Genomic DNA, 14,178 nt, shown 5'->3' on the forward strand with positions numbered 1-14,178 from the left:
CGCGCGCGGGCCAATGCCCTGCGGGTCGGCATAAAAACCTCTTTGATCGCCTTTCAGCGGGCGCCTCCAGCGGAGATCGTCTTGGCTGTTTCCAATCTTGTCGTGGACGATACTGAAATCGACGCCGCTGCCGCCACGTCCGGCAGCTCGTTTTATCTCGCGATGCGCATCCTGCCGGCGGCGCAGCGCGATGCGATGTATCAGGTCTACGCGTTCTGCCGCGCCGTCGACGACATCGCCGACAGCGACCTGCCGCGCGCCGAACGCGCAGCCGGGCTCGAGCAGTGGCGCGCCGACATCGACGCGTGCTACGCCGGTCAGCCGCGCGCGTCGTTGCGCGCGCTGACGCGGCACATTCACACGTTTCATCTGCAACGCGAGGATTTCCACGCGATGATCGACGGCATGGCGATGGACGCCGCCGCCGACATCTGCGCGCCCGACGACGCCACGCTCGACCTCTATTGCGACCGCGTCGCGAGCGCGGCCGGCCGTCTGTCGGTGAGGATATTCGGGATGCGCGACGAGCCGGGCCGGCTGCTCGCGCACCATCTCGGCCGCGCGCTGCAGCTCACCAACATCCTGCGCGATATCGACGAAGACGCCGACATCAACCGCTGCTACCTGCCGCGCGAGTTGCTGGCGCGCGAAGGCATCGCGGCCACGGACCCGCGCCAGATCGCCGACGATCCGTCGCTGCCGCGCATCTGCGCGACGCTCGCCGAGCGCGCAAAGCAGCACTTCGCCGAGTCCGACGCGATCATGGATCGCGAGCCGCGCGTCCAGGTGCGCGCGCCGCGCATCATGTCGGGCGTCTATCGCGTGCTGCTCGAGCGCACGCTGGAGCGCGGCTTCGACGTGCCGCGCACGAAGGTCAGCAAGCCGAAGCTGCGCCTGCTGTGGATCGTCGCGCGTTACGCGCTTTTCTGAGCTGATGCCGAAGCTCGTCCATGTGGTCGGCGCGGGCGTGGCCGGGCTCGCCGCCGCCGTGCAGTTGCAGCGGCGCGGCGCGCGGGTCGTGCTGCACGAGGCGCAGGATCACGCGGGCGGCCGCTGCCGTTCGTACTATGACGCGCGGTTTGGCGCGCCGCTCGACAGCGGCAATCACATCGTGCTGTCGGCCCATGCCGCGACGCTGAACTACCTGCGCGCGATCGGCGCCGCCGACGAACTGGTCGGCCCCGCGCAGCCCGAGTATCCGTTCATCGATCTGGCCACGGGTTCGCGCTGGACCGTGCGGCTGTCGCCGGGGCGCTTGCCGTGGTGGATTTTCGATGCGCAGGCGCGCGTGCCGAATACGGCGCCGACCGATTACCTGTCGCTCGTGCCGCTGCTGTTCGCGAAGCCCGGCCGCAGTGTCGCGCAGACGATGCGCTGTGACGGTCCGCTGTGGGACCGGCTGCTGCGGCCGCTGCTGCAGGCGCTGCTGAATCTGGAGCCGCGCGACGCGTCGGCCGAGCTGACCGGCGCGCTGGTGCGTGAAACGCTGCTCGCGGGCGGGCTCGCGTGCCGGCCGCTCGTCGCGCGCAACGGTCTTGGCAGCGCGTTCGTCGATCCGGCGCTGCGGCTGCTGCAACATGGCGGCGCGACGATCCGGCTCGGTTCGCGCCTGCGCGACATCACGTTCGCGGCCGACCCGGCGCGCGTGCAGGCGCTGCATTTCGCCGACGACAGCATCGCGCTCGGCGCAAACGAGGCGGTGATTCTCGCGCTGCCGCCCGACGCAGCGGCTACGCTGGTGCCGGGTCTGCGCGCGCCGACGCGTTTCGCGGCCACGCTGAACGTGCATTTCGCGGTCGAGCCGCCGTTCGGCACGCCGCAAGTCAGCGCGCTGCTCAACGGAACGGCCGGCTGGCTGTTCGCGTTCGACGACCGCCTGTCGGTGACGCTCAACGGCGCCGAGCGGCACCTGGACACGCCGCACGACGCGCTCGCGGCAACCGTCTGGGCCGAGGTCGCGCGGGCCGTGAAGCTGCCGCTCGCGCCGTTGCCGCGCTGGCAGGTGGTGGCGGAGCCGCGCGCGATGTTCGCCGCGCTGCCCACCCAGGAGACATTGCGGGCGGGCACGCGCACTCGCTGGAACAATTTGCTGCTCGCGGGCGACTGGACGGCCACCGGCCTGCCCGCGATGCTGGAAGGCGCGATCCGCTCAGGCCAGAAGGCCGCGGATACGCTGCTGAATCAACCGATGGAACGCAGATGAACGATTTATCTCAAACCCAGCCGCTCGACGCGGTGCTGCCCGACGCCGCCGATGCGGCGCTGAGCCCGGCCGAAGCAGCCGTGGTTGCCAACGCGCCCGCCGTGGCGGACGCATCGGCAACCGCAACCCTCGCGCCCGCGCAAGACGCCGGCGCGAGCGCGCTCGACGCATCGATCACGCGCGCGACCGATGCGATCCTGGCCGCGCAGCAGCCCGACGGCCATTGGGTCTACGAACTCGAAGCCGACGCGACGATTCCGGCCGAATACGTGTTGCTGGTCCACTATCTCGGCGAAACGCCGAACCTCGAACTCGAACAGAAGATCGCGCGTTATCTGCGCCGCATCCAGTTGCCGGACGGCGGCTGGCCGCTCTTCACCGACGGCGCGTTCGACGTCAGCGCGAGCGTGAAGGCGTACTTCGCGCTGAAGATGATCGGCGACCCGGTCGACGCCGAGCACATGGTGCGCGCGCGCGACGCGATCCTCGCGCATGGCGGCGCGGAACACGTGAACGTGTTCACGCGAATCCTGCTCGCCCTCTTTGGCGTGGTGTCGTGGCGCGCGGTGCCGATGATGCCGGTCGAGATCATGCTGCTGCCGATGTGGTTCCCGTTCCATCTGTCGAAGGTGTCGTACTGGGCGCGCACGGTGATCGTGCCGCTGCTCGTGCTCAACGCGAAGCGGCCGCTCGCTCGCAATCCGCGCCGCGTGCGCATCGACGAGTTGTTCCGCGGTGCGCCGGTGAACACCGGCATGAACGAGCGCGCGCCGCATCAGCACGCAGGCTGGTTCGGCCTGTTCCGCTGTGTGGATACGGTGCTGCGCGCGGTCGACGGCCTGTTGCCGAAGGCGACCCGCGAGCGCGCGGTCCGCGCGGCGGTCGCGTTCGTCGACGAACGGCTGAACGGCGAGGACGGCCTCGGCGCGATTTTCCCGGCGATGGCCAACTCGGTGATGATGTACGACGTGCTCGGCTATCCGGCCGATCATCCGCATCGCGCGATCGCTCGCAAGTCGCTCGACAAGCTGCTCATCGTCAAGGACGACGAAGCGTATTGCCAGCCGTGTCTGTCGCCGGTTTGGGACACGTCGCTCGTCGCGCACGCGCTGCTCGAAACCGGCGAAGCGCGCGCCGAACAGGCGGCCGAACGCGGGCTCGCGTGGCTGCGTCCGCTGCAGATTCTCGACGTGCGCGGCGACTGGATTTCGCGCCGCCCGAACGTGCGGCCGGGCGGCTGGGCGTTCCAGTACAACAATGCGCATTACCCGGACGTCGACGATACCGCGGTGGTCGCGATGGCGATGCATCGCTCGGCGGCGCTCACGCAATCCGACGTGGATCGCGAAGCGATTGCCCGCGCGCGGGAATGGGTGGTCGGCATGCAGAGCAGCGACGGCGGCTGGGGCGCGTTCGAGCCGGAAAACACGCAGTACTACCTGAACAACATCCCGTTCTCGGACCACGGCGCGCTGCTCGATCCGCCGACCGCGGACGTGTCGGGCCGCTGTCTGTCGATGTTCGCGCAGATCGGCGAGCTGCCGCAAAGCAGCGAACCGGCGCGGCGCGCGTTCGACTACATGCTGCAGGAGCAGGAGTCCGACGGCAGTTGGTACGGCCGCTGGGGCCTGAATTACATCTACGGCACGTGGACCGCGCTGTGCTCGCTGAACGCGGCCGGCTTGCCGCACGACGACCCGCGCATGCGGCGCGCGGCGCAATGGCTCGTATCGATCCAGAACGAGGACGGCGGTTGGGGCGAGGGCGGCGAGAGCTACAAGCTCGACTATCGCGGCTACGAGCGCGCGCCGAGCACCGCGTCGCAGACCGCGTGGGCGCTGCTCGGCCTGATGGCGGCGGGCGAGGTCGGTCACGAGGCGGTGGCGCGCGGGATCGACTATCTGCAGCGTGAGCAGCGCGAGCATGGGCTGTGGGACGAAACGCGCTTTACCGCGACCGGCTTTCCGCGCGTGTTTTATCTGCGCTACCACGGCTATCGCAAGTTCTTCCCGCTGTGGGCGCTCGCGCGCTTCCGTCATCTGAAGCGCAATGGGCTCACGCGCGTCACGGTCGGGATGTGACGGATGCCGGTGTCGATGATGCCGTCCGTCGGGACGGGCGCTAGCAGCTTGCCGGTGATCGTCGTGACGGGTATGGCGTTCGAAGCGCGCATCGCGCGCGGCGACGGCAGCGAGCGCGTCGAGGTCGTGTACGCGGCGCGCGCCGATCTGCTCGAGCGTGCGCTGAACGCGGCGCTCGCGCGCGGCGCGGCGGGGATCGTCAGCTTCGGCACGGCCGGTGGCCTCGCGCCGGATCTGGAGCCGGGCGCGTTGATCGTCGCGGATGCGGTGCATGGGCCGTCCGGACGCATCGATACGGATCGGCAATGGGCGCAACGCATTGCCGCAGCCGTGACTGACCGCAGGATGGCCGAAGGGCTTGCGGGGCGCGTGCGCCGCGGCGCGATGGCGGCGGTCGCCGCGCCGCTGATCACCGCCGAAGACAAACGCGCACTGCACGAATCGACCGGCGCGCTCGCGGTGGACATGGAATCGCACATCGCGGGCGCGACCGCCGCCGCGCACGGTCTGCCGTTCGCCGTGTGCCGCGCGGTCGTCGATCCTGCCTGGCGCACGCTGCCGCCGGCCGCGACGGCGGGGTTGCGCGACGACGGCAGCACCGCCCTCGGGCCGATTCTGCGCGAATTGCTGCGGCAGCCGTCGCAACTCGGCGCGCTGCTGCGCCTTGCCGCCGATGCGCGCGCCGCGCGGACTACGCTGATCGAGGCGCGCAATGCGTTGGGGAAGGGCGGCGTGCTGCGGATTACGGGCGTCGACAATGACGCGCCGGGGAAGGGCGCTTAGCCGTTCCAACCGCGTCCGCCTTCGTCGCGAGGTTCAGCGGACCGATGCATGCGCCGATGTACAACGCTGTGCTCAGGCGTTGACCACCTGTGCGCCATGAATCGCTTTCCGTGATTCACTCACGGCGCTTTTGCGTTGCCCTCGGTCACCGTGTCGACCTGAATAGCGGGCAGCCCTGACGGTACGGCGTTGGAGCCGACATGCCCGGTGACATGCACGATGCTGTTCTGCAGTTTCATCGCCACGGCGCGGTCGATGCCGACGAGCTGCCAGATCTTCGTGCCGCTGGACACGACCGGATAGGTGAACGGTTCGTTGCCGCGAATCGTCAGGGTGCCTTGTACCTCCACCGTGTCACCGATATGCGGCGTGCCGGCGCAGGCCGTGCCGACGCCGAGGACGAGCAGGGAAAGAATCAGTTGTCTGAGCATGAAGGCGGGAAAGGTCGGTCAGGTGCCCGGTGGGAAGCTTTCGCTTGCGGCTATCTTGCTTGAAAAAAGCCGTCCCCGAAAGGGACGGCTTCAGCAATGCAGCGCGCGCAAAATTGTCGCGGCGCGCTGCGTTCCGGCATTACTGCACGACCACCGACAACGTCACACCGGGCGGAAGCGTCACCGTTTCCTGATATTTACCCGAAATGTTCGCGCGCACGGCCGGGAAGCTGGCGTAGCCAAGCAAAACGCCCGGTGATGCGGACGGCAGGTCACGAGTCTTCTTCGACGGGTCGATGGAGGGCAGCGTGAAGCCGCCTTCCGCGCGCGACGGGAATGCGTACAGGCTCATGTTCGCGCCGAACGGAACTTGCCCGCTGGCGGCGACCGTGAAGTGCCGCAACTCCTGTGCGGCGCTGGAGTCCGGGCGGACCTGTTTGATCGCGTCATTCAGCACGTCGATCGATGCCGTCGCATTCTTGTCGTTCAGAAGGGTCTTGTAGAAGGTCAGACCGAGCTGGCGATTCAGAAAGCCGCCGAACGAACCGTTCGTCGTGTAGCTGTCGCAGGTCGTGTCGGCCGGGTCCCACGTCGTCAGGCCGCAGGTATAGCTGCCGTGGCCGTTGTACGTCAGATACTGGGGCAGGCGATTGTCTCGGACCGAGTTGTAGGTCGGGTCGATATTAAAGCTCACCCAGTCTTCCATCATCATGGCCGTGGTCTCTTCGAGCCACGTGTCGTACGCGTACTGGACGCCCATCAGCATGTCGCGACGATAGAAGTTCTGCATGTGCGTACTCTCGTGCGCCATGACGGTCTGCATTGCCTGCATGCCCGCGGTACCAGCCAGATACAGGGTCTCCGAATCCAGATAGAGCGAAAGGTCCGAGTTGCTGACGGACGTTGCGCCGCTACCCTGGTTGACGAAGTTATTGATCGCCCAGAAGTAACCGACCGTCCCATAAGGCTGGCCATCATGGTTGAAGTTCGCCACGACGAGGTCCACCGGTTGGGCGCCGGGAATCATGCCCGGCATGGTGACCGTACCCCAGAAGGGACCGCCCACGCCCGTGACCATGTCATAGACGCCTCCGGCGCCCGCGTAATTCTGCAGGAGCGTGTTGACGATGGTCGGAGTGATTTTTCCGGTGCCGTACTCAGTCGTTTCGACCCACAGGTTGACCTTCGTACCGTCGGAAGTCGTGGTCGTGGCCTCGAGCGTCATGTGACGCTGGGTGTAATCCATCAGCCAGAAGTCACGCGTGTCGCCGATGTTGTAGGTGGCCACCACGCGTTGCACTGCACCGATGACATCGGCCGAGGCCGCGGCGGCGCCCGCCGTCGATGGCTTGTTCACCAGCGCTTTCCAGCCGTTGGTGTTGAACTCGTGGACCGCCGCCACGCGCGGGTCTTCGCCAGTCGACGGGTGGGTTGCCGCGTTGGCGACGACGTCGGCTGACGACATCACGCTTGCGCTGACCGGCACCGCCGACATGGACTGGCTGCTGCCTTCGTTGGTGAATACGAGCGTCGCGGTGCGTCCCGTCGCGCCATTGATGGCGATGGTGACCGTATCGTTCTGCGCGCTGCTGTTGACTGCTTGCCACAAGCCCACACCGCTGCCGGAGTAGGTCGAGTCGTCGGCCGCACCGCAGTTGGTGCATGCCGCGTGCAACTTGCCGTCAGCTGACGGGGTGAAAGTGGCCGGCGGAGTTGGGGAAACCGGAGCAGGGGACACCGGGGCCGGAGAAGCCGGCGTTGGCGAACCGGTGTTCGTCGTGCTGGAGGTGCGCGTGCTGCCGTCGCCACCCCCACCGCCGCCGCATGCTGAGAGGCCCGCGGCCAGCGTAAGTGTTGCGATTAACCCGAAAACTGATTTCGAACGTTTGATAGACATCCTCGTTTTTGCCCTCGTACGGCTTGGTTGGTTTAAAAGTTTTTGGTCTTTTTGGGTGCGGCAGGCCTTGTACGAGCGCCGACGGCACTCAATCGTTATCGGCAGAAGACAATTTGTAATTGAGGGGGTAAGGAGCGCTGTCGACTCCAAATAGAAGGCGTCATCGAAAAGGCGCCCGGCGGCGCCGTTTTGTGCATCGAAGGAAGGGCTTGGGAGGGGCGGCGCGTTTTGCGGATCACGACGCTCGCTTGAAGTGGCGGTGCGGCTGCGCGGACGGTGTCGCGAAGCATTGCCTATCGGGCCGATTAATTATGCAATTGTTGAAATACTAGGGAAAACCCTTATGTTTGGTAGAATGCTAGTGTTAACCCTAGGTTGTGGCGCGTGACGCGCCCGGCCCGGGAGCCTCAAACGCGGAGTACCTGATGAATTTTCATACGAGAAAGTGGGTCAAGCCCGAAGACCTGAATCCCAACGGGACCTTGTTCGGCGGCAGCCTGCTGCGCTGGATCGACGAAGAAGCCGCGATTTACGCGATTTCCCAGCTGGACAACCAGCGAGTCGTGACCAAGTTCATGTCCGAGATCAACTTCGTCAGTTCGGCGCGCCAGGGCGACATCATCGAACTGGGCATGACCGCCACGCATTTTGGCCGTACGTCGATCACGCTGCGCTGCGAAGTGCGCAACAAGATCACCCGCAAGAGCATTCTGACGGTCGAAAAAATGGTGTTCGTCAATCTCGACGAAAACGGCGATCCGGCGCCGCATGGCCGCACGCGTATCCGTTACGCGGACGAGCAGTTCGCCCACTATCGTGCGAACTCGAAGCCGGTGCCGCGAACCGCATCAGTCGCTACGGTCGAGGAAGATCGGGTCGCGGCGCGCAGCGAGGTCGAAAGCCTGCACTGAGCGGGCTGCTGCGGAGCCTGCCGATTTGCTCGGCCGAAGTTTTTGGCTGTATTTCCACGCGGGGCGACCATCGAGGGCGCCCCGCTGTGCTTTGGAGCGACGTTATTGCGGGGCCGATGCCGGCGTGGCTGGAGTAGCTGGAGTAGCTGGAGTAGCGCCCACGCCGGTGTCGCCCGGATCGGAGTAGTTCGGCAGATCTCCGCCAGGCGCGCTGGGCGCGCCGCCCGACGCTCCGTTTGGCGCAGGTGCGGACTCACCCGGATCGTTGTAATTCGGCAGCGCGCCCGGCGCGCCCTTGGCCGCGCCGCCCGCTCCCGAAGCTCCATCCGGCGCCTCGCCCACATCGCCGGGATCGGCGTAATTCGGCAGCCCGCCCGCCGGCGCGCCGCCCGCAGGCGCAGCCGGGCCCGTGTCGCCGTGATCGTCGTACTCCGGCAGCGGTGGAGGGGCAGCGCTCGTGCCGCGCAGACGCGAGAGGCGCTGCTGCACATAGGCATCACGCACGAACGAGTATTTGTCGAGCGCAGCCTGCTCCAGCAGGGTGGTCGCGCCGAGCAGATCCGAACGCGTGCTGATGAATTGCAGCAGGTACAGCGGATTGCGGACCGCGGGTTCCATATAGGTCACCGGGTATAACTTCACGTCGACGATAAACCCCATGCTGTCGCGCACCGTGCTCGGCCCGAACAGCGGCAGCACCAGATACGGACCCGACGGGATGCCCCAATGCCCGAGCGTCAGACCGAAGTCCTGATGATGCTTGGGCAGACCGGCCGGCGTCGCAAAGTCGAGCAGGCCGCCAATCCCAAACACCGAGTTGAGCGCGAAACGCATGATGTCTTCGGTCGCATCGGTGATCTTCAGTTGCAGCAGCGCGTTCGCGGCGTTGGTGAGGTCGCCGAGGTTCGAGAAAAAATTGCTGATGGCGGTGCGCAGCGGCTGCGGCGTGACCTTCTGATAGCCCTTCGCGACCGGCACGGCGATAAAGCGATCGACTCCGTCGTTGAAGTTGAAGATCACCCGGTTCACCGGCTCGAACGGATCACCCGGCTTGCGGTCGGGCGCGGTCGCGCAGCCGGAAATAAGACCCGCGGCGGTGAGCGCCAGCGCGGCGTTACGCAGCTTCATGCTTATATTCCTTTTTGCTTCCCGCGACGTTGACGCGGCTTGCCCATCAGCACCGGCTGGAAAACCACCGCGCCGATCAGCGTGCAGAACAACGAAAGCGCGAGCAGCTTCCCCATGCTGGACGTGCCCGGATGGTGCGACAGCCACAGACTACCAAACGCGGTCGCCGTTGTGGCGGCGCTGAACAGCACCGCATGCGTAAGGCTCGACTGCAACAGGCCGGTCTGGCCGTGGCGCCACGCCATTACGAAGTAGATCTTGAACGCGACGCCGACGCCGAGCATCAGCGGCAGCGCGATGATGTTCGCGAAATTCAGCGGCATGCCAAACACCACGCACAGCTCGAGCGTGACGAGCGCGGAAACCAGCAGAGGCACCAGCGTGCGCAGCACATCGCCGACCCGGCGCAGCGCAATCCATAGCAGCACGGCGATCGACAGCAGCGCATAGACAGCCGCCTGCAGAAACGCCTTGATGATCGTGTCGGCCGAATGCAGGATCGAGATCGGTCCGCCGATCGCACCCGGCTCCGCCTTCTTCACCGCATGCGCGAAGCGCGCGAGCATCTGGTCGTCGTTCGGATCGATGCCGGGCGGCACCTTCGGCGCGATATCGACGAGCGCGTGCCCGCCCTTGCCGATCCACATCGCGGTGATGCCCGGGGGCAGACTCTGCTGGGTGATTTCGGTCGGCTGCAGCAGGCTCTCCAACTGCTTCAACGCGATTCGCAGCGTGTCGGACATCGCGACTTCGGCGCGCTCGCGCGTGGCGGCGTCGGCGGCGGCGAGCTTTTGCAGCGTCGCGGACAGGTGTTGCGCTTCCGCCGCGCCCGGCCCCGGGTGGTCCTCGGCGGCGAGCGACAACTGATTCGCCGCGCGCTTCAATGCGGCGACGCGGACCTCGTCGGTGGCCTGCGGCGCGGGCTGCTGTTGCAGCGCCGGCAGCAGTTGCTGCGCGGCGCTCGCGATCAGCATCATCTTCTGCTGCTGGTCGGTAGGCACGAAGGTGCTCAGCGTGTTGACGCGGCCCACTTCCGGCAACTTGCGCAGCCGCGCGGCCATCGCGTCGGCGTCGGCCAGCGACGGCGCCAGCGCCTGCACGTTGTTGACCGCGGCTTCGGGCGAATCCTTCAGCGACAGCAAGGTTGCCATCGACTCTGTATGCGGGTCCTTAAGATGCAGCGGATTGAAGTCGAAACGCAGGTGCGTGAGCAGCGGCGTCGCGCCGATCACGACGAGCAGCGTGCCGATCAGCACCGGCTTGCGATTGCGGTCGAGGAAGTCGTCGACGGGTTCGAGCTGCTTGAAACCCGGCGAGGCGACTTCGCCCGGCGGATTGAAGACCTTCAGCAGCGCCGGCAGCAGCGTCATGTTCGTGAAGTACGCGACGAACATGCCGACGCCCGCGATCTGACCCAGCTCCGACACGCCGCGATACGCGGTCGGCAGGAACGAGAAGAAGCTCAGCGCGACTGCCACGGCCGCGAGCGTGAGCGGCACGCCGATGCTGTGCGCGGTGTGCATCAGCGCGGCCGACAGCCGGTCGTCGCGGTTGCGCTCCTCGCGATACTTGACGCCGAACTGCACGCCGAAGTCGACGCCGAGCCCGACGAACAGCACCATGAACGCGACCGAGATCATGTTGAGGGCGCCGACCATCATCAGGCCGAGCGCGGCCGTGATCGCGAGACCGACGAACAGCGTGATGAACACCGCCGCGATCATGCGGCCCGAGCGCAGCGCGAGCCACAGAATGATCAGCACGACGATGAAAGTGCCGATGCCGTTCAGCACCGCGCCGTCCTGCACCGACGCGAACTCCTCGTCGGCGAGCGGCTGCTCGCCGGTCAGGCGGATCGTCGCGCCGTAGCGCTGTTCGAGATGCAGCGACACCGCGGTCGCGCGAATCGAACTCGATGCGGCCGCGCCCGGCTCCAGCGCGTCGTAGTTGACGACCGGCTGCACGACGACGAACGAGCGCGCCGGCTCGGTGGCGGCACCTTTGTCGACGAGCGCACGCCACGAGAACGCGGCGGGCTGGCCGGCCAGCACGCGATCGATGGTGTTCGCGCTTTGCCCGAGCAGCCGGCTCATATCGGCGAGTTTGACCTGGCCCAGTTGCAGCGGCAGCAGCAGACTCGTGGTCAGCGTGCCGGCGAGACCGGTCAGGCTCGGATCATGCGCAAGCTGATTGACGAGCGGGCGCGACTGCACGAGTTGCGAGGTGGTGGACATCACCTCGTCGGTGGACGGAAACAGCAGGCCGTTGTGTTCGAAGAACGGCCCGCCAGCGGGCTGCGAGACCGACGTGAACTCCTTCGGATCGGCTCTGAGCGCCGCGGTCAGCGCGTTGGCCGCGGCATCGGCGAACTCGGGCGCGCGCGCCTCGACCACTACCAGCACGGTGCCGCCGCGGTCGGGGAAGGCTGCGTCGAGCGCGTTCTGGACTGCCGCCCATTGCTTGTCGGTCTCGATGAGACGGCTGATGTCCGTGTTGATCTTGAAGTTATGCACGACGTAGACGGCGCTCAGAACGGCGAGCACGATCGACACCGCGATGATCCTCAGCGGATGACGCACCGAGGACGCGACGAGACGGACGATATATGGCTTCAGCATGTAGGCGGACGTGGCCTTATCACGGGTGTTGTTTTTGACGAAGGTGCATAAGTATACAGAGGCCGGGCAAGCAAGCCCGACTTCGGTAGCAAGTAGGGCTCCCGACGGCTTTGTCGGGACGGGAACGCAATCCCCGCTATACTGGTCTACCACTCTTTAGCCGCGGGCTGTGCGGCCTGCCGGCGCTACTTCTTTCGAGTCATGACAAGCGTATGAAACGATATCTGACTGCTTTTGTGGCTGCGGCCGTGGTATCCACGGCGGCGTTTGCGCAGAGCGCACCCGACGCGGTGGTAAAAAGTGCAGTGCAGGGCACGGTGACTGCAATGAAGTCTGACCCGCAGGCGCGCGGCGGCGACATGGCGAAGATCACCCAGGTCGTCCAGACGCATTTCCTGCCCGCTACCGACTTCCAGCGCACTACGCGTATCGCGGTCGGCAAGCCGTGGTCGACCGCGACACCGGAGCAGCAGAAGCAGCTGTACGAGCAGTTTACGCTGCTGCTTACGCGCACCTATGCGGCATCGCTGTCGCAACTGCGCGACCAGGACGTGAAGTTCCAGTTTGCGCCGGTCAGTGTGCAAGGCGGCGAGACCGACATCGTCGTGCAATCGCACGTGATCAGCAACGGCGGCGACGACGCGATCGGCTACCGGCTCACCAAGGGGCCGTCGGGCTGGAAGATCTACGACATCAACATGATGGGTGCGTGGCTGATCCAGGTGTATCAGACGCAGTTCGCCGATCAGATTGCCAAAGGCGGCATCGATGGGCTGATCAAATTCCTGACCGCGCATAATGCGCGCGGCGCGTGAGCGCGTCGGTCGACAGAAGTTTTAATCGGTAAAAGAAAAGCGCGGTGGCCTTGATTGGCCACCGCGCTTTTTTCATGCTTGATGCTAGCCTGGGCTAGTGATCAGCCACATGCAGGGGCGGCGCGCGGCCGCCATCCTGCCGAAGCCTCAGTGCGCCGCTGTAGCGGTCTCCACCTTCTTGCCCTTGCCGGCGCGCGTGATTTCTTCGAGCTTGATCTCGACGTGACGCGAGAACACGTACTCGGCGGGGCGCTGCTTGTCGAGCGGGATGTCCTGCGCGAACGCGCCGGTCGTCTTCGGACCGCGCATGCTGACCTTCAGCGCCTTCAGCGGATGCGCAACCGTGTCCATCACGGCCGTCGCTTCGAAACCGCAGTGGACCATGCAGTCCGCGCACTTCTCGTAGTTGCCGGTGCCGTACTTGTCCCAGTCGGTGGTTTCCATCAGTTCCTTGAAGGTCTTCACGTAGCCTTCGCCGACCAGATAGCACGGTTTTTGCCAGCCGAACACGGTACGCGCGGGGTTGCCCCACGGCGTGCATTCGTAGGTCTGGTTGCCGGCGAGGAAGTCGAGGAACATCGCCGACTGGCTGAACGACCAGTTCTTGCCGTTGTTGCCGCGCTTGAAAATTTCGCGGAACAGCTGCTTGGTCTTGTCGCGGTTCAGGAAGTGCTGCTGATCCGGCGCGCGCTCATACGCATAGCCCGGCGACACCGTGATGCCGTCGACGCCCATCGGGCCCAGCGTGTCGAAGAACTTCGCCACACGTTCCGGCTGCGCGTCGTTGAACAGCGTGCAGTTGATGTTCACGCGGAAGCCGCGGCGCTTCGCTTCGCGGATCGCGGCGACGGCCTTGTCGTACACGCCTTCCTGCGACACCGAGTGATCGTGCGATTCCTTGTCGCCGTCGAGGTGAACCGACCAGACGAAGTACGGATTCGGCTCGTAGTCGTCCATCTTCTTTTCCATCAGCAGCGCGTTCGTGCACAGGTACACGAACTTCTTGCGCGCCATGATGCCCTTGACGATCTGCGGCATTTCCTTGTGCAGCAGCGGCTCGCCGCCCGCGATCGACACGACCGGCGCGCCGCACTCGTCGACGGCCTGCAGGCATTCTTCGAGCGACAGACGCTGGTTCAGGATCGGATCCGGATAGTCGATCTTGCCGCAGCCATTGCAGGCGAGATTGCAGCGAAACAGCGGCTCCAGCATCAGGGCGAGCGGATAGCGTTTGTTGCCGGAGAGATGCTGGCGCATGATGTATGCGCCGACGCGGACTTTCTGTAGCAGCGGAATAGACAAGGCGTCCTC

11 protein-coding genes are annotated in these 14,178 nt (G+C 65.8%); 6 read left to right on the plus strand and 5 right to left on the minus strand.

All coding sequences use genetic code 11. From position 1 onward, the window contains the following. The first annotated feature begins 81 nt into the window (after positions 1-81). From hpnD to EVC45_RS00575, 4 genes are read left to right on the plus strand one after another with little or no spacing between them, the layout of a single operon-like run. Entirely contained in the window at positions 82-930 is an 849-nt protein-coding gene (hpnD, locus tag EVC45_RS00560) for a presqualene diphosphate synthase HpnD (protein WP_129956096.1), read from the plus strand. Between the two features lie 4 nt (positions 931-934). Beyond that, positions 935-2,203, plus strand: a complete 1,269-nt coding sequence (gene hpnE / locus EVC45_RS00565) for a hydroxysqualene dehydroxylase HpnE (protein ID WP_129956097.1) — start codon at positions 935-937, stop codon at positions 2,201-2,203. Continuing rightward, entirely contained in the window at positions 2,200-4,284 is a 2,085-nt protein-coding gene (gene shc / locus EVC45_RS00570; RefSeq protein ID WP_129956098.1) for a squalene--hopene cyclase, read from the plus strand. The genes hpnE and shc overlap by 4 nt, the downstream gene beginning before the upstream one ends. Positions 4,285-4,287: 3 nt before the next feature. Next, positions 4,288-5,067 carry a phosphorylase gene (locus EVC45_RS00575; protein ID WP_129956099.1) on the plus strand — a complete coding sequence of 260 codons (780 nt, stop codon included), beginning with the start codon at positions 4,288-4,290 and terminating at the stop codon, positions 5,065-5,067. Between the two features lie 119 nt (positions 5,068-5,186). Here EVC45_RS00575 and EVC45_RS00580 read toward each other — a convergent pair whose 3' ends face one another. Both EVC45_RS00580 and EVC45_RS00585 read right to left on the minus strand, forming a co-directional pair. Then, entirely contained in the window at positions 5,187-5,498 is a 312-nt protein-coding gene (locus EVC45_RS00580; RefSeq protein WP_129956100.1) for a hypothetical protein, read from the minus strand. Positions 5,499-5,637: 139 nt separating this feature from the next. Continuing rightward, complete coding sequence (locus tag EVC45_RS00585) at positions 5,638-7,173, minus strand: hemagglutinin (protein ID WP_211193351.1); 1,536 nt, start codon at positions 7,171-7,173, stop codon at positions 5,638-5,640. 647 nt (positions 7,174-7,820) lie between these two features. Here EVC45_RS00585 and EVC45_RS00590 point away from each other — a divergent pair. Continuing rightward, on the plus strand, positions 7,821-8,306 hold the full coding sequence (locus tag EVC45_RS00590) for an acyl-CoA thioesterase (RefSeq protein ID WP_129956102.1): 486 nt from the start codon (positions 7,821-7,823) through the stop codon (positions 8,304-8,306). 102 nt (positions 8,307-8,408) lie between these two features. Here the strand turns inward: EVC45_RS00590 and EVC45_RS00595 are convergent, their stop codons facing one another. Both EVC45_RS00595 and EVC45_RS00600 read right to left on the minus strand, forming a co-directional pair. Then, entirely contained in the window at positions 8,409-9,434 is a 1,026-nt protein-coding gene (locus EVC45_RS00595; RefSeq protein ID WP_129956103.1) for a VacJ family lipoprotein, read from the minus strand. A gap of 2 nt (positions 9,435-9,436) precedes the next feature. Further along, a complete protein-coding gene (locus tag EVC45_RS00600; protein WP_129956104.1) occupies positions 9,437-12,052 on the minus strand; it encodes an MMPL family transporter in 2,616 nt (871 codons plus the stop codon). Between the two features lie 212 nt (positions 12,053-12,264). Between EVC45_RS00600 and EVC45_RS00605 the strand changes: the two genes are divergently transcribed. After that, entirely contained in the window at positions 12,265-12,867 is a 603-nt protein-coding gene (locus EVC45_RS00605) for a phospholipid-binding protein MlaC (RefSeq protein ID WP_129956105.1), read from the plus strand. A gap of 147 nt (positions 12,868-13,014) precedes the next feature. On the opposite strand, the gene hpnH is transcribed toward EVC45_RS00605, so the two are convergent. Further along, positions 13,015-14,169, minus strand: a complete 1,155-nt coding sequence (hpnH, locus tag EVC45_RS00610) for an adenosyl-hopene transferase HpnH (RefSeq protein WP_129956106.1) — start codon at positions 14,167-14,169, stop codon at positions 13,015-13,017. Positions 14,170-14,178: the final 9 nt, after the last annotated feature.

Source organism: Paraburkholderia sp. UYCP14C, from assembly GCF_004197395.1.
In the GTDB taxonomy this organism is placed as follows: domain Bacteria; phylum Pseudomonadota; class Gammaproteobacteria; order Burkholderiales; family Burkholderiaceae; genus Paraburkholderia.

Coding starts and splice junctions, on each gene's coding strand:
- hpnE (WP_129956097.1), top strand. CDS start 935: ATGCCGAAGCTCGTCCATGTGGTCGGCGCGGGCGTGGCCGGGCTCGCC.
- shc (WP_129956098.1), top strand. CDS start 2,200: ATGAACGATTTATCTCAAACCCAGCCGCTCGACGCGGTGCTGCCCGAC.
- EVC45_RS00575 (WP_129956099.1), top strand. CDS start 4,288: ATGCCGGTGTCGATGATGCCGTCCGTCGGGACGGGCGCTAGCAGCTTG.
- EVC45_RS00580 (WP_129956100.1), bottom strand. CDS start 5,498: ATGCTCAGACAACTGATTCTTTCCCTGCTCGTCCTCGGCGTCGGCACG.
- EVC45_RS00590 (WP_129956102.1), top strand. CDS start 7,821: ATGAATTTTCATACGAGAAAGTGGGTCAAGCCCGAAGACCTGAATCCC.
- EVC45_RS00595 (WP_129956103.1), bottom strand. CDS start 9,434: ATGAAGCTGCGTAACGCCGCGCTGGCGCTCACCGCCGCGGGTCTTATT.
- EVC45_RS00600 (WP_129956104.1), bottom strand. CDS start 12,052: ATGCTGAAGCCATATATCGTCCGTCTCGTCGCGTCCTCGGTGCGTCAT.
- EVC45_RS00605 (WP_129956105.1), top strand. CDS start 12,265: ATGAAACGATATCTGACTGCTTTTGTGGCTGCGGCCGTGGTATCCACG.